We start from the raw sequence: 25,099 nt of genomic DNA on the forward strand, positions 1-25,099 counted from the left end.
GCAGGCCAGGCTGGCACCTGCCTCTTGCAGCGCGGTAAACCACTTGGCTGATAGCTGCGGCTTGTCGAGCTTGGGCAATTGCACCAGCAGCACATTGTCGGCCGGGGCGCTGGCGGCATACTGTTGCAGCGCTTCGCCTCCTTCGGTGCCGGGCTTGCCGCTGGGGATGCGCAATTCGATCAGCTTTTGTTCGGCAAACAGCGAGATGGCCTGGCCGGCAGCTGCCAGCTCATTCCATTTGAAGCCGGGCTCGACGGTCAGCACTTCCCGCTCGTTGAATCCGGCCTTGCGCGCCGCATCGCGGATCTGCTGGGCGCACTCCAGCGCGACCAGCGCCTCTTCGCCATGAACGACGTAGATGCTTGCCAGCCGGCCAGCGGCAAGATGGGTAGCGAGGTCAGCCGGACGCAGTTGCACGATTCAGGGGGCCGGCTGGCTGGCGGCCGGTTGCACATCGGTCATCGCCGGGGCCTTGGCGGCGGCCAGGCGGCGGATGATCTGCTGGGCGGCATCGAGGCGCATATCGCGCATCAACAAGGCCTCCTCGGCCTCGGTACCCAGTGGATTGCTCTCATTGAAGGCGTAATCGCGGTGCAGGGTCAGCACAGTGGGATAAATCCACTCGCGCCCCTGCACCGACAAGGCAAAGCGCACCCGATAGTTGAGCTGGTACTCGCTGGCCCGACCGTAGCGGTTTACGGTGAGAATCTGCTTGTCCAGTGGTCGCTCTTCAATGGTCAGCAGTGCATCGGCCGGATCAGCCGGTACCAGCCGCAGCGTGGGCTGCAGCGACAGCTGCCGCTGGATGATGTCGCCAACCCCGCCAGCGGCTACCGCCACCCGCAAACTGGCAAACGGAAAACTGCTCTCCCCGCCTACGCCGCGCAGGTGAAAACCGCAGGCGGTGGTGAGCAGGGCAAGGAGCAACACAGAGCGGCGCATGCAGGTCATGGTGATGGACTTCTCAAGTTTCTTGCCAGAAGTAAGGGAGCAATGTCGTGCCAGATAGTCAATTGCCAGACCTGCGCACAAACGTAGCCGGAACAATATCGATCAAGTCCGCTGTCGCGCCATTGGCGCGGTTCCCCCGCGGCAGCGGGGAAGGAATAACACAGCGAAGGATCAATTGCCTACTCACGGTCGCCTAAGTCCCGGTTTTCCCGGGACCGGCCATACAGGTTGAAATGCTGCTTGCGTGCTAGTTTGCCAGCAAGACTCACACCACCAGATTCACCAGGCGACCCGGCACCACCACCACCTTCTTCGGTGTGGCGCCTTCGAGGAAGCGCTGCACATTGGCGTTGGCCAAGGCGATCTGCTCGATGGCAGCGCGGTCGGCGCCGGCCGGCACGGCAATTTCGCCGCGCAGCTTGCCGTTGATCTGCACCACCAGGGTCACTTCGTCCTGGGTCAGCGCATCGGCCAGTGGCTCCGGCCAGGCGGCGTCGATGATCTCGCCGGCATAGCCCAGCTCAAGCCACAGGGCGTGGGCAATATGCGGCGATACCGGGTAAAGCGCGCGCAGCAAGATACCCATGCCTTCGCGCAGCACGGTAGGCGCTTCGCCCTTGAAGCCTTCCAGCGCATTCAACAGCTTCATGCAGCCCGACACCACCGTGTTGTATTGCAGGCGTTCGTAGTCGCTATTGATCTGCTTGAGGGTGGTATGCACCTCGAAACGCAGCGCCTTGGCATCCTTGTCGAGGCCATCGGCAATCGGGCCAGCCGCCTTGATGGCCTCGGCCTGCTTGTAGGCAAAGGACCACAGGCGGCGCAGATAGCGCGAGGCACCTTCCACACCCGAATCGCTCCAGGCGGCACTTTGCTCGGGCGGCGCGGCAAACATGGTGAACAGGCGAGCGGTGTCGGCGCCGAAGCGGGCGATGATGTCCTTCGGTTCCACCACATTGTTCTTGGACTTGGACATCTTCTCGATGCCGCCCATGATCACCGGCTGGCCATCGGCCTTGAGGATGGCGGAGAGCGGGCGACCCTTGTCGTCGTGCGCCACTTCCACTTCGTTAGGGTAGTACCAGGTCTTCTTGCCGCTGGCTTCTTCGCGGTAGAACGATTCGTTCAGCAGCATGCCCTGGGTGAACAGGTTCTTGAACGGCTCGTCGATATTGATCAGGCCAAGGTCACGCATGGCCTTGGTCCAGAAGCGGGCGTACAGAAGGTGCAGCACGGCGTGTTCGATACCGCCGATATACTGGTCCATGCCACCCTTCATCCAGTAGGCGCTACCGTCGCCAACCATGGCGCCATCGAGCTTGGGGTCGCAATAGCGCATGAAATACCAGCTCGAATCGACAAAGGTATCCATGGTGTCGGTTTCGCGCTTTGCCGGCTTGCCGCATTTCGGGCAATCGACATTCAGAAAGTCTTCGCGCTTGTTCAGCGGGTTACCCGAGCCATCGGGCACGCAGTCGGTCGGCAGCACTACTGGCAGCTGATCGTAAGGCACCGGCACATCGCCACAGCATTCGCAGTGAATGATCGGGATCGGCGTGCCCCAGTAGCGCTGGCGCGAGATACCCCAATCGCGCAGGCGCCAGGTGGTTTTCTTCTCGCCGATGCTCTTGGCGACCAGATCGCTTGCCACTGCGTCCACGGCGGCTTTGTAAGCCAGGCCGTCGTACTTGCCCGAGTTCACCGTCTTGCCACGCGACTTGTCGCCATACCATTCGGCCCAAACGGTCGAATCGAAGGCTTCACCCTCCACCGCCACCACTTGCTTGATGGCAATGCCGTACTTGTTGGCAAAGGCAAAGTCGCGCTCGTCATGGGCTGGTACGCCCATTACCGCGCCGTCGCCATAGCTCATCAGCACATAGTTGCCGATCCACACCTCCACTTGCTCGCCAGTGAGCGGGTGGGTGACGAACAGGCCGGTCGCTTGGCCTTTTTTATCCTGGGTGGCGAGTTCCGCTTCGGTGGTGCCACCCTTTTTGCATTCTTCGATAAAGTCGACCAGCGCCGGTTTCAGTTCGGCGGCGCGCTTGGCGAGCGGGTGTTCGGCCGCCACCGCGCAGAAGGTGACACCCATGATGGTGTCGGCGCGGGTGGTGAATACCCACAGCTGGCCATCGTTCACCAGCTTGCCGTCGGCATCGGTGATGTCGTGGGCAAAGGCAAAGCGCACGCCTTCGCTCTTGCCGATCCAGTTGCGCTGCATGGCGCGCACCATATCGGGCCAGCCGGTCAGCTTGTCGTCGATATCGTCAAGCAGCTGGTCGGCGTACTGGGTAATGCCGAAGTAGTAACCGGGAATCTCGCGCTTTTCCACGATGGCGCCGGAGCGCCAGCCGCGGCCGTCCACCACCTGCTCGTTGGCCAGCACGGTCTGGTCGATCGGGTCCCAGTTCACCACCTGCGTCTTCTTGTAGGCGATGCCTTTTTCCAGCAACTTGAGGAACAGCCATTGGTTCCACTTGTAATAGGCCGGATCGCACGTAGCCACTTCGCGCGACCAGTCGAATGCCAGGCCCAGTGGCTGCATCTGCGACTTCATATCGGCGATATTGGCGTAGGTCCACTCGGCTGGCGGCTTGCCATAGGCGATGGCGGCGTTCTCGGCCGGCAGGCCGAAGGCATCCCAGCCCATCGGCATCAGCACATTGAAGCCCTTCATGCGCAGATGGCGGGCCAACATATCGTTGATGGTGTAGTTGCGCACATGACCCATATGCAGGCGGCCAGATGGGTAGGGCAGCATCGAGCAGGCGTAGTATTTGGGTTTGTTGGCGTCTTCCACGACGCGATAGGCATCGCGCGCCTGCCAGTGTTGCTGGGCGGCGGCTTCGACATCGGCTGGGCGGTATTGGTCTTGCATGCTGAGCTATCCTGATAGCGGTGTCGCGGCCCACAGTACTGGCATCGCAACGTGGCAAAGCGGCGATTATAACTGAGCGCTTCCTCCTTACACGTTTCAAAGGACATCCCATGCGTGCATCCTGGTCTGCGGTATTGCTGGCCGCCCTGCTCTCTTCCCTGGTTCAAGCCGCTGCCACCACGGTCGCCGCGGTCAATATGCCGGCCTGGCTGGAGCGCGATGGTCAGATGCGGCCCTTGGCGCCCGGCGCCACCTTGCAAAGCAGCGATATCATCCACACCGGCGCCGGCGCCCGCGTGTTGTTGACCCTGCCCGAAGGCAGCCAGGTCAAGCTGGGTGAAGACGCGCTGTTCCGTCTCGACAGCCTCAATGGCTCGGATGGCCGCAAGACACCGTTTACTGCCGCGCTCAATGTGCTCAAAGGCGCGTTCCGCTTTACCACCGGCCTGATTTCCAAGCCGCGCCAGCGCGAGATCGATGTGCATATCGCCACGGTCACCGCCGGCATTCGCGGTACCGATCTGTGGGGCAAGGCCGATAACGAGAAAGACCTGGTTTGCCTGCTGGAGGGCAATATCAGCGTACAGCGCGATGGCGAGGCCGGCTTCACCACGCTGGATCAGCCGTATGACTTCTATGTCGCCCCCAAGGGCAAACCCTCGCTGCCGGTTGCCAAGGTTGATCCGGCCAAAGTCAGGGACGACTGGGCGCCGCAGACCGAAACCCGGCCCGGTGCCGGCCTGGCCAAGGCCGGCGGGCGCTGGAGCCTGACACTGGCCAAGGTGGACAAGCAGGAAGACGCGCTGGCCTGGTATGACAAGCTGCGCAATGCCGGCTTTGATGCGCGCATCCGGCCGGTCGCCAATGGCAAGCTGGCGATCAAACTCGATGGGCTGGCCAGCCGTGACGACGCCACGGCGCTTGGCGCCCGGCTTAAAGCCGAGTTTGATGTGCCTGACGCTGTCGTGGGTCGCTGACCCGGGCCTCCAGTCATCGCGTTTCGGGCAGGGTGTAATCAAATCGGTAGTAGTGCTTTCCGCCCTCAATGCGGATTTCGAACTGGCCGGCGATACCTGTCAGATCAGCACTGCCCGAGTCGGGAACAACAGCAATATCCATGCGCGATTGCCCGTGCTGTTTAGTGCCATTGTGATGCAGGGCAAAACTGCCCTGCTTGCCGTCAAGACTGGCAATGACCCACTCGATCGCCACATAGGCGCCGGCCTCGGACGTAGACGTTCCAACCGCCAGCATCTCGCCGCTGCTGCTGCCGCGCATCTGGCCTTGAAATTCCTTGCTGAAACTCATGCGCGCAATACGCGCACCTTCCTTGACTGGAGAGGGGGTTAGTTTGATGTCAAAAGTACCAGTAACGGTATGCATGGTTTTGCTGGCTCCCAAGGCAGTGGTAGGCGGGGTGGATACACGTGTGGCGACATTAGTGGCCAGTGCTGTGTGATTCGCGCCTGCGCATAGCAGGCACAGGCATAGGGCGCGGATGACTGGCGTAGATCGACTCATGGCTGGCGTCCTGAAAAACAAGCACGCACGATAGTGACTGGCCCGGTGGACGTATTGTAAAAACACGCATGGACTATCTGCTGACAAGGGAAAAAGCCGGGTCGCCGCGCGGGATCATCCAGGGCGCGCCACACTCGCATGTCCGCTTCCTGCCCAGTGCAATGCTGCGACCCTTTGTCGAACATTTCTGGTCAGTGAGTTGGGACTTATCGGCTAGCTCGCCGCAAGTGGTACAGACCTTACCGCATCCCAGTGTGCATATCGTGTTCGAAGCGGGCAAAGCCGCCGAGGTTGGGGGAGTTCATCGCGGTCGTTTCAGCCGTACTTTGATGGGTACCGGTCAGGTGTTTGGTATCAAATTCCGTCCCGGTGGCTTCTTTCCCTATGCCCCGTGGCCAATTATTCAACTGACCGATCGGACGCTGCCTATCGACGCCGTATTTGGCAGGGCCGGCGCCCAGTTGAACGACACGATTCTTGGCGAATCGACCATTGAGCAGCGCATGTTTGCCGTCGAGCGCTTTCTGTTGGCCCGCCTGCCAGCCCTCGATCCGAACACAGCCTTGGTTGAGCGCTTGGTTGCCCACATCCTCGCTCAAGCTGCCACGACCCGCGTGGATGAATTGTGCGAACTGGCAGGACTAAGCAAGCGCGCTCTGCAACAGTTGTTCCGCACCTACGTTGGTATCGGTCCCAAGTGGATGATTCAACGCTATCGTCTGCACGAGGCACTTGAGCGCCTGAATGGCCAGGATGCTGTGGATTGGGTCGATTTCGCCCTGACGCTGGGCTATTTCGATCAGGCTCATTTCAGCAAGGACTTTCGCCAGATAGTGGGCATGACGCCAGGCGAGTATCGGGCGCGGTAACGGCCTTGCCATCATCCATTGCCAGCCAAGCCGACAATGTTTAACGTCATTCGTGGTGCGGGATCGACAAGGCGAACCAATGTACCGTTCTACCTAAAAGAAATGAGCAATCTGGCGTTCAGTCACCAGTCACCTGTTCTAACCATGTGAGATAGCGCAAGGCTTGTTCTTGGCTGGTACCACACATTTCCACCGAAGGCGGTAAAGAGCCGCACACCGCCGGCCGCTCCGGCCGGCCAAACAGTTTGCACAAGTTCTGGTCATCGAGCTGCACGCAGCGCACGCCGGCCGGCTTGCCATCCGGCATGCCGGGAATCGGTGATGAAATTGATGGGGCGATGCAGCAAGCGGCGCAGCCGAGACGACAATCCATTCAGTTTTCCTGCGGGTCGCGACACACCACCCGGTTGCGCCCGCCGTGCTTGGCGTCGTACAAGGCACGGTCGGCCTCTTTGAGCAATTGATCGATGCTTTCCATATCCGGCTGCATCATGGCGCAGCCGATGCTGACTGTCAGCGGCAGTGCCACGCCATCGGGCAAGATAAAGGGCTGACTGGCCACGCACTGGCGCAGGCGCTCTGCCACTTCCATCACCACCTGGACGCTGCGCTCTTCCGGCATCAGCACGGCAAACTCCTCGCCACCGATGCGGCCGAATACATCGGTTTCGCGCAAAGCCTTGTGCATGCGGTCGGCAAAGCTGCGCAGCACCTCATCGCCGGCATCGTGGCCGTGTTCGTCGTTGACCGCCTTGAAGTGGTCAAGGTCGAGCATCAGCACCGCCAGCTGGTGCTGGTAGCGATGGGCGCGCACCCATTCGCGCAAGGCCTGCTCGAGGAAAAATCCACGATTGGCCACGCCGGTCAACGGGTCCAGGGTGGCGCGCCGCCACAGGGTTTCCTGCGCCTGTTTGCGCTCGCTGATATCGGTGAGGCTGAAAAACAAGGCGTGGTCGTCCAGGTATTCGATCACCGAGCCGGACAGCGCCACCCATACCGGCGCGTCGTTGCCGCGCAGGAATTTCAGCTCATAGTCATTCACCACCTGATGCTCGGCCAGCTCGGCCAGGATATCGACCTGATGTTCAGCGCGCAGGAACAGGCTGGGCAGGGGCAGGCCGGTCAGCTCGTCCAGCGGCCGCGCCACCAGATTGGCAGCCGCCTGGTTGGCGACCAGAATGGTCAGGTCGCGCTCGCGCACCAGCAGCAAGGGGCGAGTCATCATGCCGACCATCCTGGCGATATGCTGGTCCTGCAGCTTGCGCCGGTGTTGGCTGAAGCTGATGGCCAGCGCCAGCTGCCCTTCGCGCCAGCTGCGCCAGGCCATTGCCGGCATGAACAGCATCAGCAACAGGTAGGCGGCAATATAGGCCAGCGCCTTGAACCACCAGCCTTGCATAAACGGCGCCACCGGCGTGCCCACCATCACGATCAAGGGGAAATTCTCCAGCCGGTGGAAGTAGTAGCCATGGCTGACCCGATCGAACGGTGAGGGCATGATGCGGTAGCCGCGCCCATGGCCGTCGGTCCAGTCATTGAGATGCTCGGCCTGTGGCGCCGAAATGCCGATCTGGCCCGGTGTTTCGGGCTGGTGGCCTACCAGCAGCATGTCCTTGTCGAGCAGCAGGAAGTCATTCTGGAATGCGGCATCCTTGCTGCTCTCCAGCCGCCGCGCCAGCTGGTTGAAGTAATCGAGGCTGATGATGGCGGTCACCACGCCGCCAAGCTTGCCATCGGGCAAGCTGACCCGGCGGGCGAAGATAAAACTGAGCTCGCGCCCCGGGCCCAATTTGAGCGGCTTGGAAAACACCAGGGCGAGGCCGGGGTTATCGCGTAGTTGCTGGATGTACTCGCGAAACTCACTGCGCGCCGGGCGCACGCTTTGCGCGGTCAGCATGGTGCTGCCATCCGGCGTCATCACTGCCAGGGTCTCGACCTGCGGAATCGACGGCACATGCTCGTCGAGCATCTCGCTGAGCGCCCGGCGTTCTGCCAGTGGCAGATCGCGCAAATGAGCGAGTCGCTGCGCCGGCACCTTGCCCGCCAGATCGCGCAGTACCAGATCGATCTCGCGGTAGCTGCCATCGAGCTGTTCCTTGAGCAGCAGCGACAGGTGCTGCGAGCCCAGCATGATGGCGGTGCGCGTTTCGATATAGGACTGGCGCAGCTCCCAGAAGATCGCCGCCGCCAGCATACCGCCAGCGATGATCAGCAAGGCCACCGTGCGCGGACGTTCGCGCAGAAAGCCCAGCCATTCGGAGGTGGGCTTCAGGGTTCGGCGATAAAGGGAGGTAAAGAGGGGCATGGCGCTCGGGCGACACCGCAATACCGGGGATTATAGGAATCCGCCGGCCAACCCGCCCAAGCGCGGTTGCATCAGGCTTCTTGCAGCCAGCGCGCTGCCTGTGGCGCAAAATAGCTCAGTATCCCGTCGGCACCGGCACGCTTCATGGCGATCAGCGCTTCCATGGCCACTGCGCGCTCGTCCAGCCAGCCGTTTTGCGCGGCCGCCTTGATCATGGCGTACTCACCTGACACCTGATACACAAAGGTGGGTGTGCGGAATTCATCTTTTACCCGCCGCACAATGTCGAGATACGGCAGTCCCGGCTTCACCATCACCATATCGGCGCCTTCGGCCAGATCCAGCGCCACCTCGTGCAGCGCCTCGTCGGAGTTGGCCGGGTCCATCTGGTAGTTGTATTTATTGCTCTTGCCGAGATTGGCGGCCGAACCGAGCGCATCGCGGAACGGGCCGTAGTAGCTCGACGCATACTTGGCTGAGTAGGCCATGATGCGGGTGTGGATATGGCCCGCTGCATCGAGGCCCTGGCGGATGGCGCCAATGCGTCCGTCCATCATATCGCTGGGGGCGATGATATCGACACCGGCTTCGGCATTGCATAGCGCCTGCTTGACCAGCACCTCGACCGTCTCGTCATTGAGCACATAGCCGCCGGCGTCGATCAGGCCATCCTGACCATGGCTGGTATACGGGTCGAGCGCACCATCGGCAATCAGGCCCAGCTCGGGAAACCGCTGCTTGAGTGCGCGGATCACTGTCGGGATCAAGCCCTGCGCATCGTAGGCGGCACGGCCATCGTCGGTCTTGTTGCCCTCGATCACCGGAAACAGCGCGATTGCCGGAATACCCAGCTTTACCGCGGCCTCGGCCTGCGGCAGCAGGCTCTCCAGGCTCAGGCGGCTAACGCCCGGCATGGAGCTGACTGGCTGTTCTCGCTTGCCTGTGCCATCGAGTACGAATACCGGCCAGATCAGATCATTGGCGGTCAACACATTCTCGCGCATCAGGCGACGGCTGAATTCGTCGTGACGCATGCGGCGTGGGCGATAGGCGGGGAAGGCGCGGTTGCTGTGCATGGGGTGGTCCGTGGGAAGGTCAGGCTGCGCTGAGGCGGGCGCGGGCGCGGGCAATGGCCAAGCGAACCTGGCGTGGCGCAGTGCCGCCGATATGGTCGCGGCTGGCCAGCGAGCCCTCCGGCGTCAGTACGTCGAAGATATCGGGGCCGATCAGCGGCGAGAAGATGCCCAGCTCTACCTGGCTCAGCTCGGCCAGATCCTTGCGCTGCTCGCTGGCGTAACGCACTGCGCGCGCCACGGCCTCGTGGGCATCGCGGAACGGCAGGCCCTTCTTGACCAGATAGTCGGCCAGATCGGTGGCGGTGGCATAACCCTGCTTGACCGCACGGCGCATGGCTTCTGGCTTGACCACGACGCCGCGCATCATGTCGGCGGCAATGCGCAAGGTGGCGACCAGGGTGTCGACGGTGTCGAACAAGGGTTCCTTGTCTTCCTGATTGTCCTTGTTGTAAGCCAGCGGCTGCGCCTTCATCAGGGTAAGCAGGGCCATCAGGTGGCCATTGACCCGGCCGGTCTTGCCGCGCACCAGCTCGGGGATATCGGGGTTCTTTTTCTGCGGCATGATGCTGGAGCCGGTGCAGTAGCGATCCGCCATATCGATAAAGCCGAAGCGCGGATTCATCCACAGCACCAGCTCTTCCGACAGGCGCGACAGATGGGTCATGATCAGCGCGCCGGCAGCGGTGAATTCGATGGCGAAATCGCGATCGCTGACCGCGTCGAGCGAGTTGTAGCAGACCTCGTCAAAGCCGAGCTGGCGCGCCACGAACTCGCGATCGATCGGGTAGCTGGTGCCGGCCAGCGCAGCGGCGCCCAGCGGCAGGCGGTTGACCCGCTTGCGCACATCCCTGAGCCGCTCGACATCGCGGGCGAGCATTTCCACATAGGCCATCAGATGGTGGCCAAAGGTAATCGGCTGGGCCACCTGCAAATGGGTAAAGCCCGGCATCACCGTTTCGGCATGCGCTTCAGCCAGATTGATCAGGGCGTGCTGCAAGTCTTCGGCCAGCAGTACCAGGCCATCGATCTCATGGCGCAGCCACAGGCGGATATCGGTGGCGACCTGGTCATTGCGGCTACGGCCGGTATGCAGGCGCTTGCCGGCGTCGCCAATGCGATCGGTCAGACGCTTTTCGATATTCATATGCACATCTTCGAGATCGAGCGACCACTCGAAGTGTCCTTCACGAATATCGTTGAGGATGGCCGACATGCCATCGACAATGGCTTTCAGATCAACATCGGACAGCACGCCGACCTTGTTGAGCATTTGTGCGTGGGCCAGCGAGCCTTGCACGTCGAATTCAGCGAGTCGCCGGTCAAAGGAAACCGAGGCGGTATAGCGTTTGACCAACTCGGAAACGGGCTCGGAAAAGCGGCCCGACCAGGTTTTCTGCGTATCGTCTTGCATGCTGCCCACATCTGGATTGGAAGAATCCGGCAAGTATAAGGGAAGGGGAATTTTGCCGCAGCGCGCAATAAACTGCTGTTTCGCCCTTGCCGGACCGCGTGGCATCACGCGGTGCCGGAAAAACAACACAAATAAACAACAGCTTAGGCTGCCATGCGCAGTGGATAGCCAGGGGCAGGCAAGCCCGGCCTGCAAGCTCAGGCATTGGGGAAGGCGCGGCGGTGCTGGTGGCGAGCCCATGACAGGCATGCCGATGTCCTTGCCATGGTTATAATGCGCCGATTCATATGGCCCGATCCGTGGCTTAGACAGGCAAGTGCACATGAGCAAGGATTACAAACAAAGCGGCAAGAAGCCCTCCGGCAATGGCGGCAGCCGCAGCAACGCCCGCAGTGGTGGCGGCGGCAGCTCGGTATTTGCCGGCCTGCTGATCGGCTTGTGTCTTGGGGTTGCCATTGCGGTGGCGGCAGCCCTGTATCTGAACCGGGCGCCCAATCCCTTTGCCGGCAAGGTGCCGGTTACGCCACCACCGGTTGCCGGCACCAATACCCCACCCAAGCCGCCGGGCGTGGTCGCTCCGCTGGTGGCGCCGACCAATCTGCCGCCGGGTGATACTGGTGCGGCTGCTAATCCCGCTAATCCCGGAGATGCTGCCACCAAGCCGCCGGCCGGCAATGCCAATCCGGCCAAGTCCAATGACCCGGCCAACTGCCCGACCGGTGATCGCTTCTGTTTTTACGACATGCTGGCAGGCAAGGATGCCGGCAAGCCTGCGCCGGTCAAACCGGAAGCTGCCGCACCGGTTGTGGCACCGCCTAAGGGGGTATACCTGCAAGCTGGCGCGTTCCAGAACGAGACCGATGCCGACAATATGAAGGCCAAGCTGGCTCTGATGGGTCTGGAAGCGTCAATCCAGTCCTCGGAAGTGGCCGACAAGGGCATTATCCACCGGGTGCGCATCGGCCCATTGGCCAAGGCTGAGGATATCGACCGGGTACGCGGTCAGCTCCGGGCCAATGGTGTTGATTCCAGCATCGTGAAGAATTGAGGTATTGATGCGCCTGCCCGCCCTGGTCCTCACTGTTGTCTTGGGATGCTTGAGTTATCTGCCCGCCGGCGCGGCTGATCTGCGCGAAGGTATCGATTACGACGTCTTGCCCGCGCCCATCAGCAGCGAGGCGCCGGGCAAGGTCGAAGTGGTGGAGTTCTTCTGGTATGGCTGTCCGCACTGCTTTTCGGTCGAGCCGCAGGTAGAAGCCTGGGCCAAGCGCCTGCCAGCCAATGTGGTGTTCCGCCGCGAACACGCCATGTTCGCCGGCAATAGCAGCTGGGGGGGGCATGCGCGGCTGTTCGTGGCGCTGAAGACGCTAGGCCTGGTGGACAGCATGACCCCCAAGGTATTCGACGCCATCCAGGTCAAGCATATCGAGCTGCGCGACGAGGCAACCTTGTTCGACTGGATTGCCAAGCAGGGCATCAATCGCGCCCGATTTGAGGCGGCCTACAAGTCGAGCGCTGCCGATGCCGGCATGCAACGCCAGATCCAGCAGACCCGTGCTGCCGGCATCGATGGCGTGCCGGAATTCATTGTCAATGGCCGCTACAAGACCTCGCCGGTGAAGCTGCAGAGCGAAGTACGCACCTTCGAGGTGATCAATCAGCTGATCAGCCTGCAGCCAAATGCTGCAAAGCCGGCGCTACAGCCAAACTGAGTGCCAGGCCATGCGCTGCAGCTGGCGCATGGCCTGGTCAGCGAATCCGGCGATGGTGCGCCAGCAAGAGATAGCCGGTTACCGCCGACAGGATGGAAGCGACCAGAATCGCCAGCCGGCTGGTTGCGCCCAATACTGCGCCATGCCCGTCAAACGCAAGGCCGGTGATGAACAAGCTCATGGTAAAGCCGATGCCGCACAACACCGCCACACCATGAATATCGAGCCAGCCGACCCCGGCAGGCAGTCGCGCCAGGCGGGCCTTTACCGCCAGCAGGGCAAAACTGAATACGCCAAGTTGCTTGCCCAGTAACAGACCGAGACCAATACCCAATGGCACCGGCTCTGCCAGGCTGGCGAGGCTGAGCCCGGCCAGCGGTATGCCGGCATTGCAGAACGCAAATACCGGCAGGATGAAAAAGGCTACCGGGCCATGCAGTCGTTCTTCCTGTGCTTTGAGCGGTTGCTTGCCATTGCGGCTGCGCATCGGAATGAAAAATGCTGCCACCACCCCGGCCAGCGTGGCGTGCACGCCGCTATTGAGCACGCAGTACCACAGCAGCAGGCTGATCGGCAGATAGGCAAAAAAGTGTCCGACACCGCGCCAGTTCAACACCGCCATGAGCAGCAGGCAAAGTGCTGCGCCGCCCAGATAGGCTGGCGCAATCCCGTGCGAATAGAACAGGGCGATGATCAGCACCGCGCCGATATCGTCGATGATGGCCAGCGACACCAGGAATACCTTGAGCCCATGTGGAATGCGGCTACCCAGAAGCGACAACACGCCCAGGGCAAAGGCAATATCGGTTGCACTGGGAATGGCCCAGCCACGCAGGAACAGGCTATTGCCATAGGTGCAGGCAATGTAGATCAGCGCCGGTACCAGCATGCCGCCGACTGCGGCGATGATGGGCAGCATTGCCTGGCGTAGTTCGGCCAGCTCGCCCTCGACCAGCTCGCGCTTGAGCTCAAGCCCCACCAGATAGAAAAACACCGCCATCAGGCCATCGTTGACCCAGAACAGCAGCGGCTGCGATGACAAATCATGGGACGAGCCGGCAACAACGCCGAGCAACTGGTGGTAGCTTGCTGCCCATGGTCCGTTGGCTACCAGCATGGCCAGCACGGTGGCTGCCACCAGCACCAGGCCGCCGGCAGATTCACTCTTGATGAAGCGCTGCAAGGTAGTCAGCATGCGGGCTCCTCAAGCTGCGGCGGCTGCCGGCTTGCGTTCGATAAACTCGATCTTGTAACCGTCCGGGTCTTCAACAAAGGCAATCACCGTGCTGCCATGCTTCATCGGTCCGGCCTCGCGCGTTACCTTGCCGCCGCGCGCACGCACCGCCTCACAGGCGGCCTTGGCATCCTCCACCTCGACCGCGATATGGCCAAAGGCATTGCCAAGTTCATAGTGGTCGGTATCCCAGTTATGGGTCAGTTCGATCACCGCCTGCTCGGCTTCAGCGCCATAGCCCACAAACGCCAGGGTAAAACGGCCTTCCGGATAGTCATTGCGGCGCAACAAACGCATCCCCAAAACCTCGGTGTAAAACAAAATTGCGCGATCAAGGTTGCCTACTCGCAACATCGTGTGCAAAATACGCATCTCGGGACTCCTGTAGCGGGCGAAGAACAAGCGCTGTAGTTTACCTGCAACGCATGCACTTCTCGGCAAACAGCGAAAGAATTTACCGAAAGAGTTGACAAGCAAAATAGCATGGCTATAATGCGCGGCTCCCTAGGGTCGTTAGCTCAGTCGGTAGAGCAGCGGACTTTTAATCCGTTGGTCGCAGGTTCGAGTCCCGCACGACCCACCAAGGGAAACCGGTAGTACACGGGGCGTTAGCTCAGTTGGTAGAGCAGCGGACTCTTAATCCGTAGGTCCACAGTTCGAATCTGTGACGCCCCACCAGTATTCAAGCGGCTCTCAGCGATGGGAGCCGCTTTTCGTTTGGTCCGCAAAAGGTGGTTTGGTCCGCAATTCCTAGCGCGTAGGGTCGGACATGTCGCCTTTTCGTTCGCGCAAATAGTGCTCAGTCATCGCGATATTGGCGTGTCCCAGCTGCTTCTGTGCCTTGCGAATGTCACCGCTTGATTCGGCCTTGTCGGTACCGGCCTTGGCGCGCAAATCGCGGAATTGGAAGTTCCGGATCTCGGTCGCGAGCTCCGGGTGCGCCTTGATTGCATCTTCTCGGGCCCGATCAAAGCGGCTGCGCAATGCGCTATAGGTCAAAGGCCGGCCTTCCTCGTTCACGATCAGCTTCAGGGCGTGGATCTTTCCTGCCTTGCGCGCACGAATGCGCTGCACCACGGCCGCCAATTCGCCCGCGATCTTGATGCGCACCTTTTTGCCGGTTTTTGACTGGCGCACATGCAGCACATCATCACGAATATCCGTTTCCGCAATCGCCAGGGTATCGGCCGGCCGCTGGCCAGTCAGATAGGCCATGTCCATTGCGTCCTGCAGCGGGCCATCGGCGGCCGCGTGCACCGCATTGAATACCGAGTCTTCCACGTAAGTGTCCCGGCCGGTCTCCTTGAAGCCCTGCACGCCTGCGCAGGGGTTAGGCCGATCGGTATAGCCCCATTCGCGCGCCTTGTTGAAAATGTGGCTGAACAGCGCCTTTTCGCGGTTGGCCCGGACCGGCGCATCACGGCGCCAGTCCATGTACTGACGGATTGCCAGAGGCTGAATGCCGTCAAGGGGTGCCGGCGGGTCGTTGAAGAACTCCAGCAGCTTGGCCAGCTCCTTGATGTTGTCGCGCTGGCTGCGTGGTGCTTTGCCCGGCAATACGTCGCGGATGTAGCGATCTGCAACGTATTTGAACGTGATGATCTCGATGTGGCGCGGCCGGGCGTCTATCTCCAGCTCGGCCCACTTCTTCACCGCCAGCGCATAGTCAGGGCCTAGCGGGATCTCGCGGCGCGGCTTGCCGCCGGCGTCGTAGTAGTAATAGGTGATGCCGCTCGCCTTGGTTCGTGCCCGCATACGCGGCGGCAGGTTCAGATTCTTCGAGGGCTTTCTGCCCATGATGTTGCGACTCCAGAAAAGAAAAATTACCGGCGGGCAGCATTGGATTGCCAAACGGCAGCCGGCGCCGGCGTTGCATCACCCTGCACTCGCCCTTCAATAGCCACCCTCGCCACCACAGGCCGGCCGGCAGCGTTCACAAAAAACGGTATACCCGATTTGCGCAGCCAATCAACCTGCAGGCGTCGCTGCACGCGCCCGGTAAGCACCACCAAGTCCTGCTGATCCAGAAACATACTCATGCGGGCTTGGCCTCCATCAGTTGATCATGATTGCGAACGGCGGCCGCCAGATCCGGGTGGTAGCCACGGCAGCACCACGGCGCCCGATCATCCGCACTGGTCGGGGGCTGCCATAAATCGAAACTGGGCACGCCGCTGTGAACCGTTACCGCGATTTTCCAGCCCGAAACACTGTGCTGCAGACAATAGCGGCTCACTTTTCGCCAGTCAGCGGGTAGGGCGTCGCTCATCGTGCCCCCTCGGCCAGCAATGCCGGAAAGAGCTCGCCCCAGCGCCGCCGGATATCGGCAGACTTGGAACGGGCGTTGGCCTCAACGGCCGAGAAAAACGCAGCGCGCACGGCTGGGAAATGGGCGTCTTGCAGCATCGCCTCAATCAGCTGCGGGCTATCCGGCGCGGCCGGCATGTCGGCCACGATATCGGCTACCCGCTGTAGCGCCGCCGTCGCCGGATCTGGCGAGCCTTCCCCGGTGTAGACGACAGGCATATTCGCAGTGAGCGACGGGCAGAAAACCGCCAGCTGCAGCAGCTGCCGCGCCAGCGTGCCGGGCCGCTCGGGCCGTGCATCGCGACTGGCCGGTGCCGGCAGCAGGCGGGCCACGTCAGACTCAGGCAAGTCCGCCAGCTCAGCCATACGCCGCACCAGCAGGGTGCGCAGCACCGGCGCCTGCACCTGGCTTACCAGCGCCCCGGCCGCCTTCACAAACGCCGCGCGCCCCTCGGTACTGGCCAGATCGCCCGCCAGCGTCTGAAACAAATACGCCGACAGCGGGAAGGTGTCGCGATCCAATAGCGCGGCAAAGCCTGCGGCACCGTGCCGGCGCACATAGCTATCCGGGTCGTGCTCGATCGGCAGGAACAGGAACTCGACCGCCTTGCCGTCCTGTACCAGTGGCAGTGCATTTTCCAGGGCACGCCAGGCGGCGCGCTGGCCAGCTGCATCGCCATCGAAACAGAACACCACCCGATCGGCCAGGCGAAGCAGCTTGCGCACATGGTCTGGCGTGCAGGCGGTGCCCAGCGTGGCCACCGCGTTGCGCACCCCGTACTGCGCCAGCGCCACCACGTCCATATAGCCTTCCACCACCACCACCACGCCAGATTCACGAATGGCGGCCTTGGCCTGGTGCAAGCCATAGAGCTCGCGCCCCTTGCTGAACAGCGCCGTTTCCGGGCTGTTCAAGTATTTCGGCTCGCCCTTGTCCAGCACGCGGCCACCAAAGCCAATCACCTCGCCCCGGTCGTTATGGATGGGGAACATGATGCGATCGCGGAACCGGTCATAGCGCCGGCCCTGCTCGCTATCGATCACCATGCCGGCGTCCGACAAGGCGCTATCGTTTGCATACTGGGCGAAAGCCGGCGCCAGGGCCTGCCACTCGTCCGGCGCGTAACCCAAGCAGAATGCGGCCGCCACCTCACCGGTGAGGCCTCGCCCCTTCAGATAGTCCACCGCCCTGGGCGTCGCCTTGAGCCGGCCGGCATAGAAGCGGGCCGCCGTGGCCAGCACCTCCAGTGCGCCGCCGGCCTGCTTGCGGCCAGTCATCGCCTTGCCGGCATCGGCAGCGCGATCCACCGGTACCTGCATGCCCACGGTGCCGGCCAGCTTCTCAACGGCATCAGGGAAGCTCAGACCATCGAACTCCATCACAAAGCCAATCGCCGAGCCGTGCGCGCCGCAACCAAAGCAGTGATAGAACTGCTTGGCCGGGCTTACGCTGAACGATGGCGACTTTTCCTTATGGAATGGGCAGCAAGCCTGGTAGTTCTGGCCGGCCTTCTTCAAGGGCGTGCGCTTGTCGATCACATCGACGATATCGAGGCGGCGCAGCAAGTCATTGATGAATGTGTCGGGGATCATGCCGCGATCTCCGCGAATAGACCGGATCCGTGCAGCCGAGCGCTGCACGCTGGGTTGATCCACAAAACTTCAGTTCGCTCGGACGCCCCATCAGCGAGTGCCTTCTTTGTGTGTCGTTCCCAGCCTTTGTAGAGATCTTCGTCATAGAGCGGGCAGGCATAGCCTGATACAACGACCATGCCGCGAGCCTGGTGCAACACGCTGGCCAGCGCTTCATGCTCCGCATCGTCCATTTCGTATCGATAGCCGCAATAGGCTCGATACCCCGGCTGGCTAGCCATACGCCCCCGCGTGATATGTGGGTAGGGCGGGTCCGCGTAGATCAGGGTTGTTGGTGCATCGTGCTGGCTAATTACAGATGCCGCGTCCCGATTCTCTAGTGTGACGCCCCGTAATCGTTCGACCATTGCATCAATGCAATCCGGGTAGTTCACCCAATCGTGCGCCGGCGTAGTGTTGGATCTCGAGCTATTCGCCCGAAAGCCGGTTTTCTTGCCACACGCTGCAGCGCCGCCGAAACCCTGAAAGCTTCTCACCACCGTCCGACGCGCCTGCTCTAGTGGCGAATCGCTTGAAAAGTACGACAGCTCGAACTCAGCCCGAGAGAACGGCGTAAGGCGCAATGCTTCCTTCAATCGACGGCCATCGTCACGCAAAACCGCGAATAGATTGACCAGCTCAGAATCCAGATCGTTATAGATTTCTGCATGCGATCGCGGCTTGTGCATAAGTACGCTGGCAGCGCCGCCGAATGGCTCGACATAGACCCGATGCGCAGGGAAGAAGCTCGAGATCCACGGTGCCAACCGAAACTTGCCGCCGTGGTACCGCAAAACAGGACGGGAAACCTTGCTCACGCTGCCTCCCCTTCCAAAACCTGATCCTTGTGCGGCGTCGCCTCCAGCCCGAACCGTTTCAGCTTGTCCAGGCTGATGCCCTGCATATGGCCGATGCGCTTACCGCGCCAATCCTTCTCGATATCCTCGATCACCACCACGCCCGACTCCATCAGTTGTTGCTTGAGAATCCGGCCGCTCTTCACCGGCAGTTCGTTGAACTTGTTGCGCAGGTGATTGGCGGTGCTCAGGTAATGCATCACATCGCCCGGCCGCAGGAAAAGCAGCTCGCCGTGCTCGTCACTGCGGCCCCAGCGGTGCGGGAACTCCACGCCTTCGCTGGCCAGCTCGAACAGCAGCATTTCCATGATCGCCACCCATGGCTGCCGGCTGCCTTCGGTCTCGGCAATATGGTGGTTCATCTCGCGAATGAGATCGTCTTCTAGCCCGCGCTGGCTCGGGTCGATCTCGGCAAACGCACACAACAGGCGCCAGGCTGCCAGCACTGCGGCATAGTTCTTGATCATCCGCTTGGCGGTCGGGTCGTTCGCGGCGGCGCGCGTGTTGGCCAGGCAGGTTTCCATTGCCTTATCGAACGCTTCGCGCAGGGCGGCCGGGCCGGCCTTGGCCAGAAACTGCAGCCAGTTCCAGGTTGGAAACGGCGCCAGCCCGTTCGGTATCTCGTCGCCCTGGTCGGCAGCGGTTATGCTGGTTTTCACCAGCTTGGACTGCAGGCTGGGAAACTCGACCTCCTCACCGACCAGCATCACCGGCGTGCTGAACAGGTGCGGCAACATCTCGGTGCCAATAGTCAGGTAGGACCAGCCGAAACACTTTTGCAGCGCTTCATCGAGCTTGCCGCGTTCCTGCACCGAGATCCGGCTGATTTCATCAAGCAGCACCGGGTGGCTGCTGTAGCCAAAGCTGGCGCGGCGCCGGTAGTCGGTCTTTACCCCATCGGTATCCAGCGCTTTCAAGCTCAGCAGGGCCTGAAACTTACGGATCAAGGTGGACTTTCCTGATCCCTTGCGCGCTTCCATTTCAAAATGCGGCCAGAACTCGTAGACAACTTTCAGGTGCGCGCCCAAGGTCCACACCATCACCAGGGCGGCCGAGTTGCGGCGGAAGGTGGATTGAAACGCCGCGATCACCGCCCGCGCCTGCTCGACCGTACCGCGCGGGAACTGGATGCCCGAATAGGCGGATTGCTTCTCAGGCTCCATGAAATAGCAATCCTTGCCTTCCGATGGCGACAGCTCGCCATCGCGCCAGCATAGGCCGATATAGTTGGCCACCGTCTTCTCGGCGATCTGCGTGGACCGCATCAGGATGTTCACCATGCGGGTGAACATGCGCGGGTCATACACCGCACCAAAGCGCGGCCAGATATCCAGCTTGTTCAGCTGCGGATAGCGCACGATGATGCGTTGCAGGTCCGAGCCATGCGCCGGCGTCTGTGCCGTCACTGCATAGAATTCATCCTGCTGGGTGTCGGTTACGCCCTGGGTGGTCGCCACATAGCTCTGCACTGCCACCTTGCTGATGGCCGCAATGCGAAATCCGCAGATATCGCTGATCTCTTCTATCCGTTGCTCGCCGCCGTCCGGGTTGGCATCGCCCAGCTTCTTCACATACTGCGTGTGGTCAGGCGTCACGCGATAGCGCCAGTAAACCGACCAGTCTTGTAGCGGCAAATACAGGCGGCGGCGGCCCTCGCGGTACTGGCTTGATTCACCATGCGACGGCAAGCCGGGAATCAACCACGGCTCCAGCTTCAGCAGCGCCGTCTTTGTTACATCGGGCGTGGTGGTCTTCAGGCAATCAATCACTCGCTCGCCCGGTTCCCAATCTTCGAGATCCACCAGCAGTGCCGACACGCCGCTTGCGGTCAGCTTCTCATGCAGGCGCCAAGCGGCCACCAGGCCGGGGCGGCAGTTGTTTTCGTCCAGCGCGTCATTGTGCGGCAGGCAAATGCGCACCGACTTGCCAGTCAGAAAGCTGAAATCAATGGTGTCGATCGCGTCGTAATTGCGGATGGCAAAACTGGCGGCGCCGGCAATCCGGCAGCTATCCACCGCCAAGGCTTCCAAGGGCGATAGCACCAGGTAGACCGTGTGCGCCTGGTGAATCCATTTCACATCGGCCGTCCAACCATGGCTGCGGTAGGCCCCGAAGCGGCGCATAGCCTGCCCGGCCGTGGCCGCATCAAGGTAATGCTCGTCCACCGCCACCACTTTGCCCGGGTTCAGGGTGCGCACGATGAACGCCACCGCCGGCCCACCATGCAGCGGCTCGCCCGGCTGCGCCGTGGGCGAAGTCCGTTCGTTGTAGCCCAAGGCTTTATTGCGCAGCGCACGCTCGATCGCCTCATCACTCACACCCTGCGCCTTGAGCCAGTCCACCGCGGGTTTGGTGTTCTCGCGCACGTTATTGGCCAGTGAATCCACATCAGTGGCGTCGGCAGTCTGCATGCCAAAGGCAGCGGCAAAAGCGGCTTGCGGGTCGTGTTCAGTCATGGGGTGTCATCGTGTGATACGGCAGCACCACCTGGTACTCGCCGGCTTTGCGGTTCATCACATGCAGGCTGGCCGGGTTGACGGCCAGCAGCGCGGTGCTGATCGCCTGCAGCCGGGCCGGCGCCGCATCGCTATGCACCACCAGCACGGCCAGCCCGGCCACCAGCCGCCAGTCAAAAGCGGCAGGCTCGTCCTCGGCCTTGATCGCCAGCGGCCACTTGCCCAGCTCAGGCAAGGCAGGCAGACCCCAGCAGTCCAGGTGCACATACACACAGCTACCAAGCGCGCTAGCCGGCTGGCCAGCCATCCGCGCATCAAGCAAAGCCTTGCCGTAGGCCGGCAAGCGGCCGATTTTTGGGCGTGGTGTTGTCATGGATCAGCTGATGCGAAGGACTTCGCCGCTTTCGATCACGAACAGATTCACATCAGCCAGGCGGTACTGCTCACCGGGCCCGCCCTGAACGGCGTAGTCGCCAAAGCGTGGATCAATGTGCACTTTGAATGGCCAGCCCCAGCGGTCTGGATTGGCCTGGGCATGGGCGTTCTGGTGGAAATACTTGGACGATCGTTTAATTTTTGCGTACAGCTGTTGTGACATGGCTTGCCTCCACATTGTTGTTTTGCATGGCTACTTGGCTCAGGCCGCGCACTCCGCCGGCTGCTGGGCAGCCGCAGCAGGATGGAAGGCAAACAGCACATCCATGGTTGCGGCAAAGCGGATTCCGCACGGATGGCTGAACAGGCCAATCGGCGAGTCTTCGCGGGGGTAGCGCATCGGGGTAAACCACCAGTCATCGGTGGAAAGCGCGGTGAGGCGGTTTACCCGATCGCTGAACACTGGCGACATGGGCGGGTACATCACCCGCTGGCGGGGAATGTCATCGATCAGCGCCAGCACTTCGTCATGCGGCACCGGGCAGCCATCCACCAACTGCGCAAACTCGCCGCGCAGCAGGTAGAGCGGCACCGCCAGCAGCCAGCCCGGACCGGCTGCCAGCAGGTGATTGAATGCGCGGTAACAACGGCAGCCCCCGGTGACCTGGGCGATGGCTTGCAGGGTGAGGCGGTCAGTCATAGCGCCACCTCGCTGCGGGCTTCCTGCAGGGCCTGCAGGGTTTGCATGAACATCGCCTCGGCCACATAGCTCGGCCATGGCTCGATCACCGCAGGCAGCGGTACAACGCCATCGAGGCAAACCCACGGCCGCGCATCGGCAGCCAGGTGCAGCAAGTCGCGCTTTTCGGTCGCCAGCATCACCATGTCCAGGTGCTGAATCACCTGGCGCCAGCCCACCGGCAGCACCGGCGGCAAGCCGGCGGCCAGATGGACCGACTGCTGAATGCCTGCCTCGATCTGGCGCAGCTCGCTGCCCAATAGCAGCTTGAGCGGCCGCACGATATCGCCGATATAGGCCTCGGCAGCATCGTGAAGCAGCACCGCCAGCTGCAACTCTGTCGACGACTCGAACAGCTCGGCCTTGCAGGCCTCCACCATACGCACACAATGCTCAGCGACAGAATAAGGGCGGCGGGTGTGGCCATTGAAGCGATTGATCTGGCTCAGCGAGTGCGCAATCACCTTGAAGTCGACCGGCTGCCGCTGCGTATCCAGCAGGTCGAACTCTTCGCCGTTGTTGGTGACAATCCAGCTCATAGCCCACCGCCTTTCACAGATTCGATCAGCGCCATGCGCTCATTGGCGCGGGTCGCGCCTTCGCCATCCACCTGAGAAGCATTGTTCTTGTCCGCCCACTGGCACTTCTGCTCGGTTGTCATGATGGCCAGCGCGTTGCGGATGATCTGATGAGCGTTTTCCAACTCCGCCAGCAGTGCAGCGTTCTGGCGGGCCATGTCGAGCCAAGCCGCTGTCTTACCTTCATCCGCGAGGGAAACATCGGCGGTTCGCAGCTGCGCTTCCGGGGCAGCGGCGAGCATGGCGCGCAGGCTCTTGGTTAGGGTGGGAACATCGCAATCGTGACCGTCGCTGCAAATACCATTGCTGTCTGCGCAATCCCGGCACAACGGACGCGGGCGGGCATTGAATAGCTCAAGATTGACGGCTGCGCGCTCGATGGTGCGCTTCCACTCATCCGGCACCGCTGCCGGCTCAAACGGGCATGAAATGCACGAGCAATAGGTCGTGCCGCAGTTTTGCGGGCGTTGTTGCGCAACCGGTGCTGGGGCGGCGGCGAGCATGGCGGCATAGATCAGGTTGTACCCTCGCGGGACGCCACGCATCAGCAGCTTGTCGTGCGCGTCCATCATGTCCGGCGTCGGCTCAATCGGCACCAGCTGCCACCCATCCGGCACCGCGCTTGGCATCTGTACTGCTAGCGCAGGTGAAATTGCACTTGTCAGATACCTAGCCAAGACGGCTGTTTCGATGGCGTTGAATAGGCTGATTGCCGCATATGGCTCTTCACCATCAAACGGGCAATATCCAGTGGCCTCGTACCACGATGTAATTTCGTAGTCTCTGAATCGCTTAAATTCCGGCACCGCTGCCGGCTCGGATTTTGGGGTGGCCGGAGCGGCGAGCGCTGTCTTGGCAATACCGCGCAGTTCGTCGCGATGCATTTCTATCAGGTTGCCGTCGCGGTCTTGCATGTTCGCGATGCGCACGAGAGCAGCCCGTAGCACTGATTCATCTGGCACCGCTGCCAGAGCAGCGTGCTGATACAAAGGTGTCCATGCACCAGAATTCCTGCGCACATCGCACATGCGACTATCACTATCCAGCAAGGGCCCCTCGATGCCGCCGTCCGTGCAAAAGCGAACCCATGCGATCGGCCGTGTGTTGTTGGTTGTCATAGCGCCACCTCGACCACTTCAACATCAGCAGATTCAATCTCTGGCATGTCTACGTGGCAGATACGAAACCCGGCGCTGCGACCGAGTTGCGGCCATCCCTCGGCACGCCCCGCTTCGAGGTCTGCCTCGAAGTCGTGGTCAGTCCAGGTGCGCATGGCTAGCATGCGCAACACGGCTACCACCACATTGCCGCCGGCGAGATCTAGCCGGCTCTGGTCGCCAGACCAGAAGCGATTGATTTCCTCAAAGGTGGTCAGAGGAAACTTTTCATCGTCGAATTCCACAACCAAGCTGGCGTTGTGCGACCAGAATTCGGCCGATATCTCATAGCGTCGGATGGTCATAGCGCCACCTCGCTGCGTGCCCACTGCAGCGCGGCATCCATGGCGCCCTGGTAGGTCGGCGCATGGAACCAATGCATCTGGCCAAGCGAACCGCGCGCATTCGGTCGGCTCGCTCCGATCAGCCAGCCCAGGCGCTCAAACTCCAAGGAATCCAGTTCCTCACCGGTCGCCCCCAGCAGCTGGGCCACGTCGGGGTCTGCCAGCAGAACTTCCAGCTGCTCTGCCGCTGGCGCGTAGGCGGTCAGCGCGGCCAAGTCAATCGTGTAGCCAATGCTCAGCCGGGCGTCATACAGCTGGTGGCGCAGCAGCGTGGCGTCACGCTCGGCGCGGTTCTGGATCAGTGCTGCAACAGTGTCTGCATGTCCCATGATTTCCTCCAAAATGCGGGGCGGCGGGGCCGCCCCGGCGTGGTTTAGGCCTTGTCGACTGCATCCTTCAGCGGCTTGGCCGGCTTGAACGCCACCACGCGCCGGCCGGCGATGGTGATGGCCGCCCCGGTTTGCGGATTACGGCCCGTGCGGCCAGCTCGCTCGCGGGTCTCGAACTTGCCCAGCGGCGGGAGTGCCACCTCGCCGCCCTCGGACAGCACGGCCGTGGCCTCGGTAATAAAGGCGTCCAGAACGGTCTGCACCACCGCCTTGGTGATGCCAGGATTGGCCGTGCTGGCCATGTTGTGTACGCGGTTGATCAGGTCTGCCTTGCTCATCGGTGTTGCTCCTTGGTTGCTTGCTGC

At 61.7% G+C, this 25,099-nt stretch carries 26 protein-coding genes, 2 tRNA genes and 1 pseudogene; 6 read left to right on the top strand and 23 right to left on the bottom strand.

All coding sequences use genetic code 11. The annotated features are described in order from the left end of the window. The 3 genes and pseudogenes from ACE3OH_RS01845 to leuS form a co-directional block, all read right to left on the bottom strand. Nucleotides 1-417: pseudogene (locus tag ACE3OH_RS01845) on the bottom strand (DNA polymerase III subunit delta); the annotation flags it as partial. Nucleotides 418-420: 3 nt separating this feature from the next. Beyond that, the gene (lptE, locus tag ACE3OH_RS01850; RefSeq protein WP_374347665.1) at nt 421-951 is read right to left on the bottom strand and encodes an LPS assembly lipoprotein LptE; all 531 of its coding nucleotides are present in this window, start codon (nt 949-951) and stop codon (nt 421-423) included. Between the two features lie 265 nt (nt 952-1,216). Continuing rightward, nucleotides 1,217-3,832 carry a leucine--tRNA ligase gene (gene leuS, locus ACE3OH_RS01855; protein ID WP_374347668.1) on the bottom strand — a complete coding sequence of 872 codons (2,616 nt, stop codon included), beginning with the start codon at nt 3,830-3,832 and terminating at the stop codon, nt 1,217-1,219. A 110-nt stretch (nt 3,833-3,942) separates the two neighbouring features. On the opposite strand from leuS, the gene ACE3OH_RS01860 reads away from it, so the two are divergent. Beyond that, nucleotides 3,943-4,809 carry a FecR domain-containing protein gene (locus ACE3OH_RS01860; RefSeq protein ID WP_374347670.1) on the top strand — a complete coding sequence of 289 codons (867 nt, stop codon included), beginning with the start codon at nt 3,943-3,945 and terminating at the stop codon, nt 4,807-4,809. A gap of 13 nt (nt 4,810-4,822) precedes the next feature. On the opposite strand, the gene ACE3OH_RS01865 is transcribed toward ACE3OH_RS01860, so the two are convergent. Then, nucleotides 4,823-5,215 carry a DUF3224 domain-containing protein gene (locus tag ACE3OH_RS01865; protein WP_374347672.1) on the bottom strand — a complete coding sequence of 131 codons (393 nt, stop codon included), beginning with the start codon at nt 5,213-5,215 and terminating at the stop codon, nt 4,823-4,825. Between the two features lie 206 nt (nt 5,216-5,421). Here ACE3OH_RS01865 and ACE3OH_RS01870 point away from each other — a divergent pair, with 206 nt between their 5' ends. Further along, nucleotides 5,422-6,222 carry a DUF6597 domain-containing transcriptional factor gene (locus ACE3OH_RS01870; RefSeq protein WP_374347675.1) on the top strand — a complete coding sequence of 267 codons (801 nt, stop codon included), beginning with the start codon at nt 5,422-5,424 and terminating at the stop codon, nt 6,220-6,222. Nucleotides 6,223-6,340: 118 nt separating this feature from the next. On the opposite strand, the gene ACE3OH_RS01875 is transcribed toward ACE3OH_RS01870, so the two are convergent. The 4 genes from ACE3OH_RS01875 to argH form a co-directional block, all read right to left on the bottom strand. Further along, complete coding sequence (locus ACE3OH_RS01875; protein WP_374347677.1) at nt 6,341-6,595, bottom strand: YkgJ family cysteine cluster protein; 255 nt, start codon at nt 6,593-6,595, stop codon at nt 6,341-6,343. Further along, nucleotides 6,596-8,527 (bottom strand): diguanylate cyclase, encoded by a 1,932-nt coding sequence (locus tag ACE3OH_RS01880; protein ID WP_374347679.1) that lies wholly within the window; start codon nt 8,525-8,527, stop codon nt 6,596-6,598. It lies immediately after the preceding gene. Nucleotides 8,528-8,598: 71 nt separating this feature from the next. Next, nucleotides 8,599-9,603 (bottom strand): porphobilinogen synthase, encoded by a 1,005-nt coding sequence (gene hemB, locus ACE3OH_RS01885; RefSeq protein ID WP_374347681.1) that lies wholly within the window; start codon nt 9,601-9,603, stop codon nt 8,599-8,601. 19 nt (nt 9,604-9,622) lie between these two features. Continuing rightward, on the bottom strand, nt 9,623-11,014 hold the full coding sequence (gene argH, locus ACE3OH_RS01890) for an argininosuccinate lyase (protein WP_374347683.1): 1,392 nt from the start codon (nt 11,012-11,014) through the stop codon (nt 9,623-9,625). Between the two features lie 322 nt (nt 11,015-11,336). Here argH and ACE3OH_RS01895 point away from each other — a divergent pair, with 322 nt between their 5' ends. Together ACE3OH_RS01895 and ACE3OH_RS01900 are read left to right on the top strand one after the other, a co-directional pair. Beyond that, nucleotides 11,337-12,062 (top strand): SPOR domain-containing protein, encoded by a 726-nt coding sequence (locus ACE3OH_RS01895; protein ID WP_374347685.1) that lies wholly within the window; start codon nt 11,337-11,339, stop codon nt 12,060-12,062. 7 nt (nt 12,063-12,069) lie between these two features. Then, on the top strand, nt 12,070-12,726 hold the full coding sequence (locus tag ACE3OH_RS01900; RefSeq protein ID WP_374347687.1) for a thiol:disulfide interchange protein DsbA/DsbL: 657 nt from the start codon (nt 12,070-12,072) through the stop codon (nt 12,724-12,726). A gap of 37 nt (nt 12,727-12,763) precedes the next feature. Here ACE3OH_RS01900 and nhaA read toward each other — a convergent pair whose 3' ends face one another. Then, nucleotides 12,764-13,921, bottom strand: coding sequence for a Na+/H+ antiporter NhaA (gene nhaA / locus ACE3OH_RS01905; protein WP_374347689.1), 1,158 nt, complete (start codon nt 13,919-13,921; stop codon nt 12,764-12,766). 9 nt (nt 13,922-13,930) lie between these two features. Then, a complete protein-coding gene (gene gloA / locus ACE3OH_RS01910) occupies nt 13,931-14,332 on the bottom strand; it encodes a lactoylglutathione lyase (protein WP_374347691.1) in 402 nt (133 codons plus the stop codon). 135 nt (nt 14,333-14,467) lie between these two features. Between gloA and ACE3OH_RS01915 the strand changes: the two genes are divergently transcribed. Beyond that, nucleotides 14,468-14,543: transfer RNA gene (locus tag ACE3OH_RS01915), tRNA-Lys, on the top strand. Nucleotides 14,544-14,562: 19 nt separating this feature from the next. Further along, a tRNA-Lys gene (locus tag ACE3OH_RS01920) sits at nt 14,563-14,638 on the top strand. Between the two features lie 72 nt (nt 14,639-14,710). On the opposite strand, the gene ACE3OH_RS01925 is transcribed toward ACE3OH_RS01920, so the two are convergent. The 13 genes from ACE3OH_RS01925 to ACE3OH_RS01985 all read right to left on the bottom strand — a co-directional run bounded on the left by ACE3OH_RS01925 (nt 14,711) and on the right by ACE3OH_RS01985 (nt 25,072). Beyond that, nucleotides 14,711-15,811 carry a tyrosine-type recombinase/integrase gene (locus tag ACE3OH_RS01925; RefSeq protein ID WP_374347693.1) on the bottom strand — a complete coding sequence of 367 codons (1,101 nt, stop codon included), beginning with the start codon at nt 15,809-15,811 and terminating at the stop codon, nt 14,711-14,713. After that, nucleotides 15,784-15,999, bottom strand: a complete 216-nt coding sequence (locus ACE3OH_RS01930) for a DUF4224 domain-containing protein (protein ID WP_374347695.1) — start codon at nt 15,997-15,999, stop codon at nt 15,784-15,786. Before ACE3OH_RS01930 ends, ACE3OH_RS01925 begins: the two co-directional genes overlap by 28 nt. Nucleotides 16,000-16,225: 226 nt before the next feature. Beyond that, the gene (gene dnaG, locus ACE3OH_RS01935; protein WP_374347697.1) at nt 16,226-17,860 is read right to left on the bottom strand and encodes a DNA primase; all 1,635 of its coding nucleotides are present in this window, start codon (nt 17,858-17,860) and stop codon (nt 16,226-16,228) included. Further along, complete coding sequence (locus ACE3OH_RS01940) at nt 17,857-18,717, bottom strand: DNA adenine methylase (protein WP_374347699.1); 861 nt, start codon at nt 18,715-18,717, stop codon at nt 17,857-17,859. The genes dnaG and ACE3OH_RS01940 overlap by 4 nt, the downstream gene beginning before the upstream one ends. Next, nucleotides 18,714-21,212, bottom strand: coding sequence for a hypothetical protein (locus tag ACE3OH_RS01945; RefSeq protein ID WP_374347701.1), 2,499 nt, complete (start codon nt 21,210-21,212; stop codon nt 18,714-18,716). The genes ACE3OH_RS01940 and ACE3OH_RS01945 overlap by 4 nt, the downstream gene beginning before the upstream one ends. Then, nucleotides 21,205-21,585, bottom strand: coding sequence for a hypothetical protein (locus ACE3OH_RS01950; protein ID WP_374347703.1), 381 nt, complete (start codon nt 21,583-21,585; stop codon nt 21,205-21,207). The genes ACE3OH_RS01945 and ACE3OH_RS01950 overlap by 8 nt, the downstream gene beginning before the upstream one ends. A 3-nt stretch (nt 21,586-21,588) precedes the next feature. Continuing rightward, nucleotides 21,589-21,810 (bottom strand): hypothetical protein, encoded by a 222-nt coding sequence (locus ACE3OH_RS01955; protein ID WP_374347705.1) that lies wholly within the window; start codon nt 21,808-21,810, stop codon nt 21,589-21,591. Nucleotides 21,811-21,849: 39 nt separating this feature from the next. Next, nucleotides 21,850-22,287, bottom strand: coding sequence for a hypothetical protein (locus ACE3OH_RS01960; RefSeq protein ID WP_374347707.1), 438 nt, complete (start codon nt 22,285-22,287; stop codon nt 21,850-21,852). Beyond that, nucleotides 22,284-22,865 carry a hypothetical protein gene (locus ACE3OH_RS01965; RefSeq protein ID WP_374347709.1) on the bottom strand — a complete coding sequence of 194 codons (582 nt, stop codon included), beginning with the start codon at nt 22,863-22,865 and terminating at the stop codon, nt 22,284-22,286. Before ACE3OH_RS01965 ends, ACE3OH_RS01960 begins: the two co-directional genes overlap by 4 nt. Further along, on the bottom strand, nt 22,862-24,022 hold the full coding sequence (locus ACE3OH_RS01970) for a hypothetical protein (RefSeq protein WP_374347711.1): 1,161 nt from the start codon (nt 24,020-24,022) through the stop codon (nt 22,862-22,864). The genes ACE3OH_RS01965 and ACE3OH_RS01970 overlap by 4 nt, the downstream gene beginning before the upstream one ends. After that, entirely contained in the window at nt 24,019-24,366 is a 348-nt protein-coding gene (locus ACE3OH_RS01975) for a DUF2528 family protein (RefSeq protein WP_374347714.1), read from the bottom strand. The genes ACE3OH_RS01970 and ACE3OH_RS01975 overlap by 4 nt, the downstream gene beginning before the upstream one ends. Further along, nucleotides 24,363-24,734 carry a hypothetical protein gene (locus ACE3OH_RS01980; RefSeq protein ID WP_374347716.1) on the bottom strand — a complete coding sequence of 124 codons (372 nt, stop codon included), beginning with the start codon at nt 24,732-24,734 and terminating at the stop codon, nt 24,363-24,365. Before ACE3OH_RS01980 ends, ACE3OH_RS01975 begins: the two co-directional genes overlap by 4 nt. A gap of 44 nt (nt 24,735-24,778) precedes the next feature. Further along, nucleotides 24,779-25,072: an HU family DNA-binding protein gene (locus ACE3OH_RS01985; protein WP_374347718.1), complete on the bottom strand. Its 294-nt coding sequence runs from the start codon at nt 25,070-25,072 to the stop codon at nt 24,779-24,781. Nucleotides 25,073-25,099: the final 27 nt, after the last annotated feature.

This window comes from Chitinimonas sp. (genome assembly GCF_041904975.1).
In the GTDB taxonomy this organism is placed as follows: domain Bacteria; phylum Pseudomonadota; class Gammaproteobacteria; order Burkholderiales; family Chitinimonadaceae; genus Chitinimonas.

What these genes read in the sequence shown, in the direction of transcription:
- lptE (WP_374347665.1), bottom strand. Translation starts at nt 951, where the DNA reads ATGACCTGCATGCGCCGCTCTGTGTTGCTCCTTGCCCTGCTCACCACC.
- leuS (WP_374347668.1), bottom strand. Translation starts at nt 3,832, where the DNA reads ATGCAAGACCAATACCGCCCAGCCGATGTCGAAGCCGCCGCCCAGCAA.
- ACE3OH_RS01860 (WP_374347670.1), top strand. Translation starts at nt 3,943, where the DNA reads ATGCGTGCATCCTGGTCTGCGGTATTGCTGGCCGCCCTGCTCTCTTCC.
- ACE3OH_RS01865 (WP_374347672.1), bottom strand. Translation starts at nt 5,215, where the DNA reads ATGCATACCGTTACTGGTACTTTTGACATCAAACTAACCCCCTCTCCA.
- ACE3OH_RS01870 (WP_374347675.1), top strand. Translation starts at nt 5,422, where the DNA reads ATGGACTATCTGCTGACAAGGGAAAAAGCCGGGTCGCCGCGCGGGATC.
- ACE3OH_RS01875 (WP_374347677.1), bottom strand. Translation starts at nt 6,595, where the DNA reads ATGGATTGTCGTCTCGGCTGCGCCGCTTGCTGCATCGCCCCATCAATT.
- ACE3OH_RS01880 (WP_374347679.1), bottom strand. Translation starts at nt 8,527, where the DNA reads ATGCCCCTCTTTACCTCCCTTTATCGCCGAACCCTGAAGCCCACCTCC.
- hemB (WP_374347681.1), bottom strand. Translation starts at nt 9,603, where the DNA reads ATGCACAGCAACCGCGCCTTCCCCGCCTATCGCCCACGCCGCATGCGT.
- argH (WP_374347683.1), bottom strand. Translation starts at nt 11,014, where the DNA reads ATGCAAGACGATACGCAGAAAACCTGGTCGGGCCGCTTTTCCGAGCCC.
- ACE3OH_RS01895 (WP_374347685.1), top strand. Translation starts at nt 11,337, where the DNA reads ATGAGCAAGGATTACAAACAAAGCGGCAAGAAGCCCTCCGGCAATGGC.
- ACE3OH_RS01900 (WP_374347687.1), top strand. Translation starts at nt 12,070, where the DNA reads ATGCGCCTGCCCGCCCTGGTCCTCACTGTTGTCTTGGGATGCTTGAGT.
- nhaA (WP_374347689.1), bottom strand. Translation starts at nt 13,921, where the DNA reads ATGCTGACTACCTTGCAGCGCTTCATCAAGAGTGAATCTGCCGGCGGC.
- gloA (WP_374347691.1), bottom strand. Translation starts at nt 14,332, where the DNA reads ATGCGTATTTTGCACACGATGTTGCGAGTAGGCAACCTTGATCGCGCA.
- ACE3OH_RS01930 (WP_374347695.1), bottom strand. Translation starts at nt 15,999, where the DNA reads ATGAGTATGTTTCTGGATCAGCAGGACTTGGTGGTGCTTACCGGGCGC.
- dnaG (WP_374347697.1), bottom strand. Translation starts at nt 17,860, where the DNA reads ATGATCCCCGACACATTCATCAATGACTTGCTGCGCCGCCTCGATATC.
- ACE3OH_RS01945 (WP_374347701.1), bottom strand. Translation starts at nt 21,212, where the DNA reads ATGACTGAACACGACCCGCAAGCCGCTTTTGCCGCTGCCTTTGGCATG.
- ACE3OH_RS01950 (WP_374347703.1), bottom strand. Translation starts at nt 21,585, where the DNA reads ATGACAACACCACGCCCAAAAATCGGCCGCTTGCCGGCCTACGGCAAG.
- ACE3OH_RS01955 (WP_374347705.1), bottom strand. Translation starts at nt 21,810, where the DNA reads ATGTCACAACAGCTGTACGCAAAAATTAAACGATCGTCCAAGTATTTC.
- ACE3OH_RS01960 (WP_374347707.1), bottom strand. Translation starts at nt 22,287, where the DNA reads ATGACTGACCGCCTCACCCTGCAAGCCATCGCCCAGGTCACCGGGGGC.
- ACE3OH_RS01965 (WP_374347709.1), bottom strand. Translation starts at nt 22,865, where the DNA reads ATGAGCTGGATTGTCACCAACAACGGCGAAGAGTTCGACCTGCTGGAT.
- ACE3OH_RS01970 (WP_374347711.1), bottom strand. Translation starts at nt 24,022, where the DNA reads ATGACAACCAACAACACACGGCCGATCGCATGGGTTCGCTTTTGCACG.
- ACE3OH_RS01975 (WP_374347714.1), bottom strand. Translation starts at nt 24,366, where the DNA reads ATGACCATCCGACGCTATGAGATATCGGCCGAATTCTGGTCGCACAAC.
- ACE3OH_RS01980 (WP_374347716.1), bottom strand. Translation starts at nt 24,734, where the DNA reads ATGGGACATGCAGACACTGTTGCAGCACTGATCCAGAACCGCGCCGAG.
- ACE3OH_RS01985 (WP_374347718.1), bottom strand. Translation starts at nt 25,072, where the DNA reads ATGAGCAAGGCAGACCTGATCAACCGCGTACACAACATGGCCAGCACG.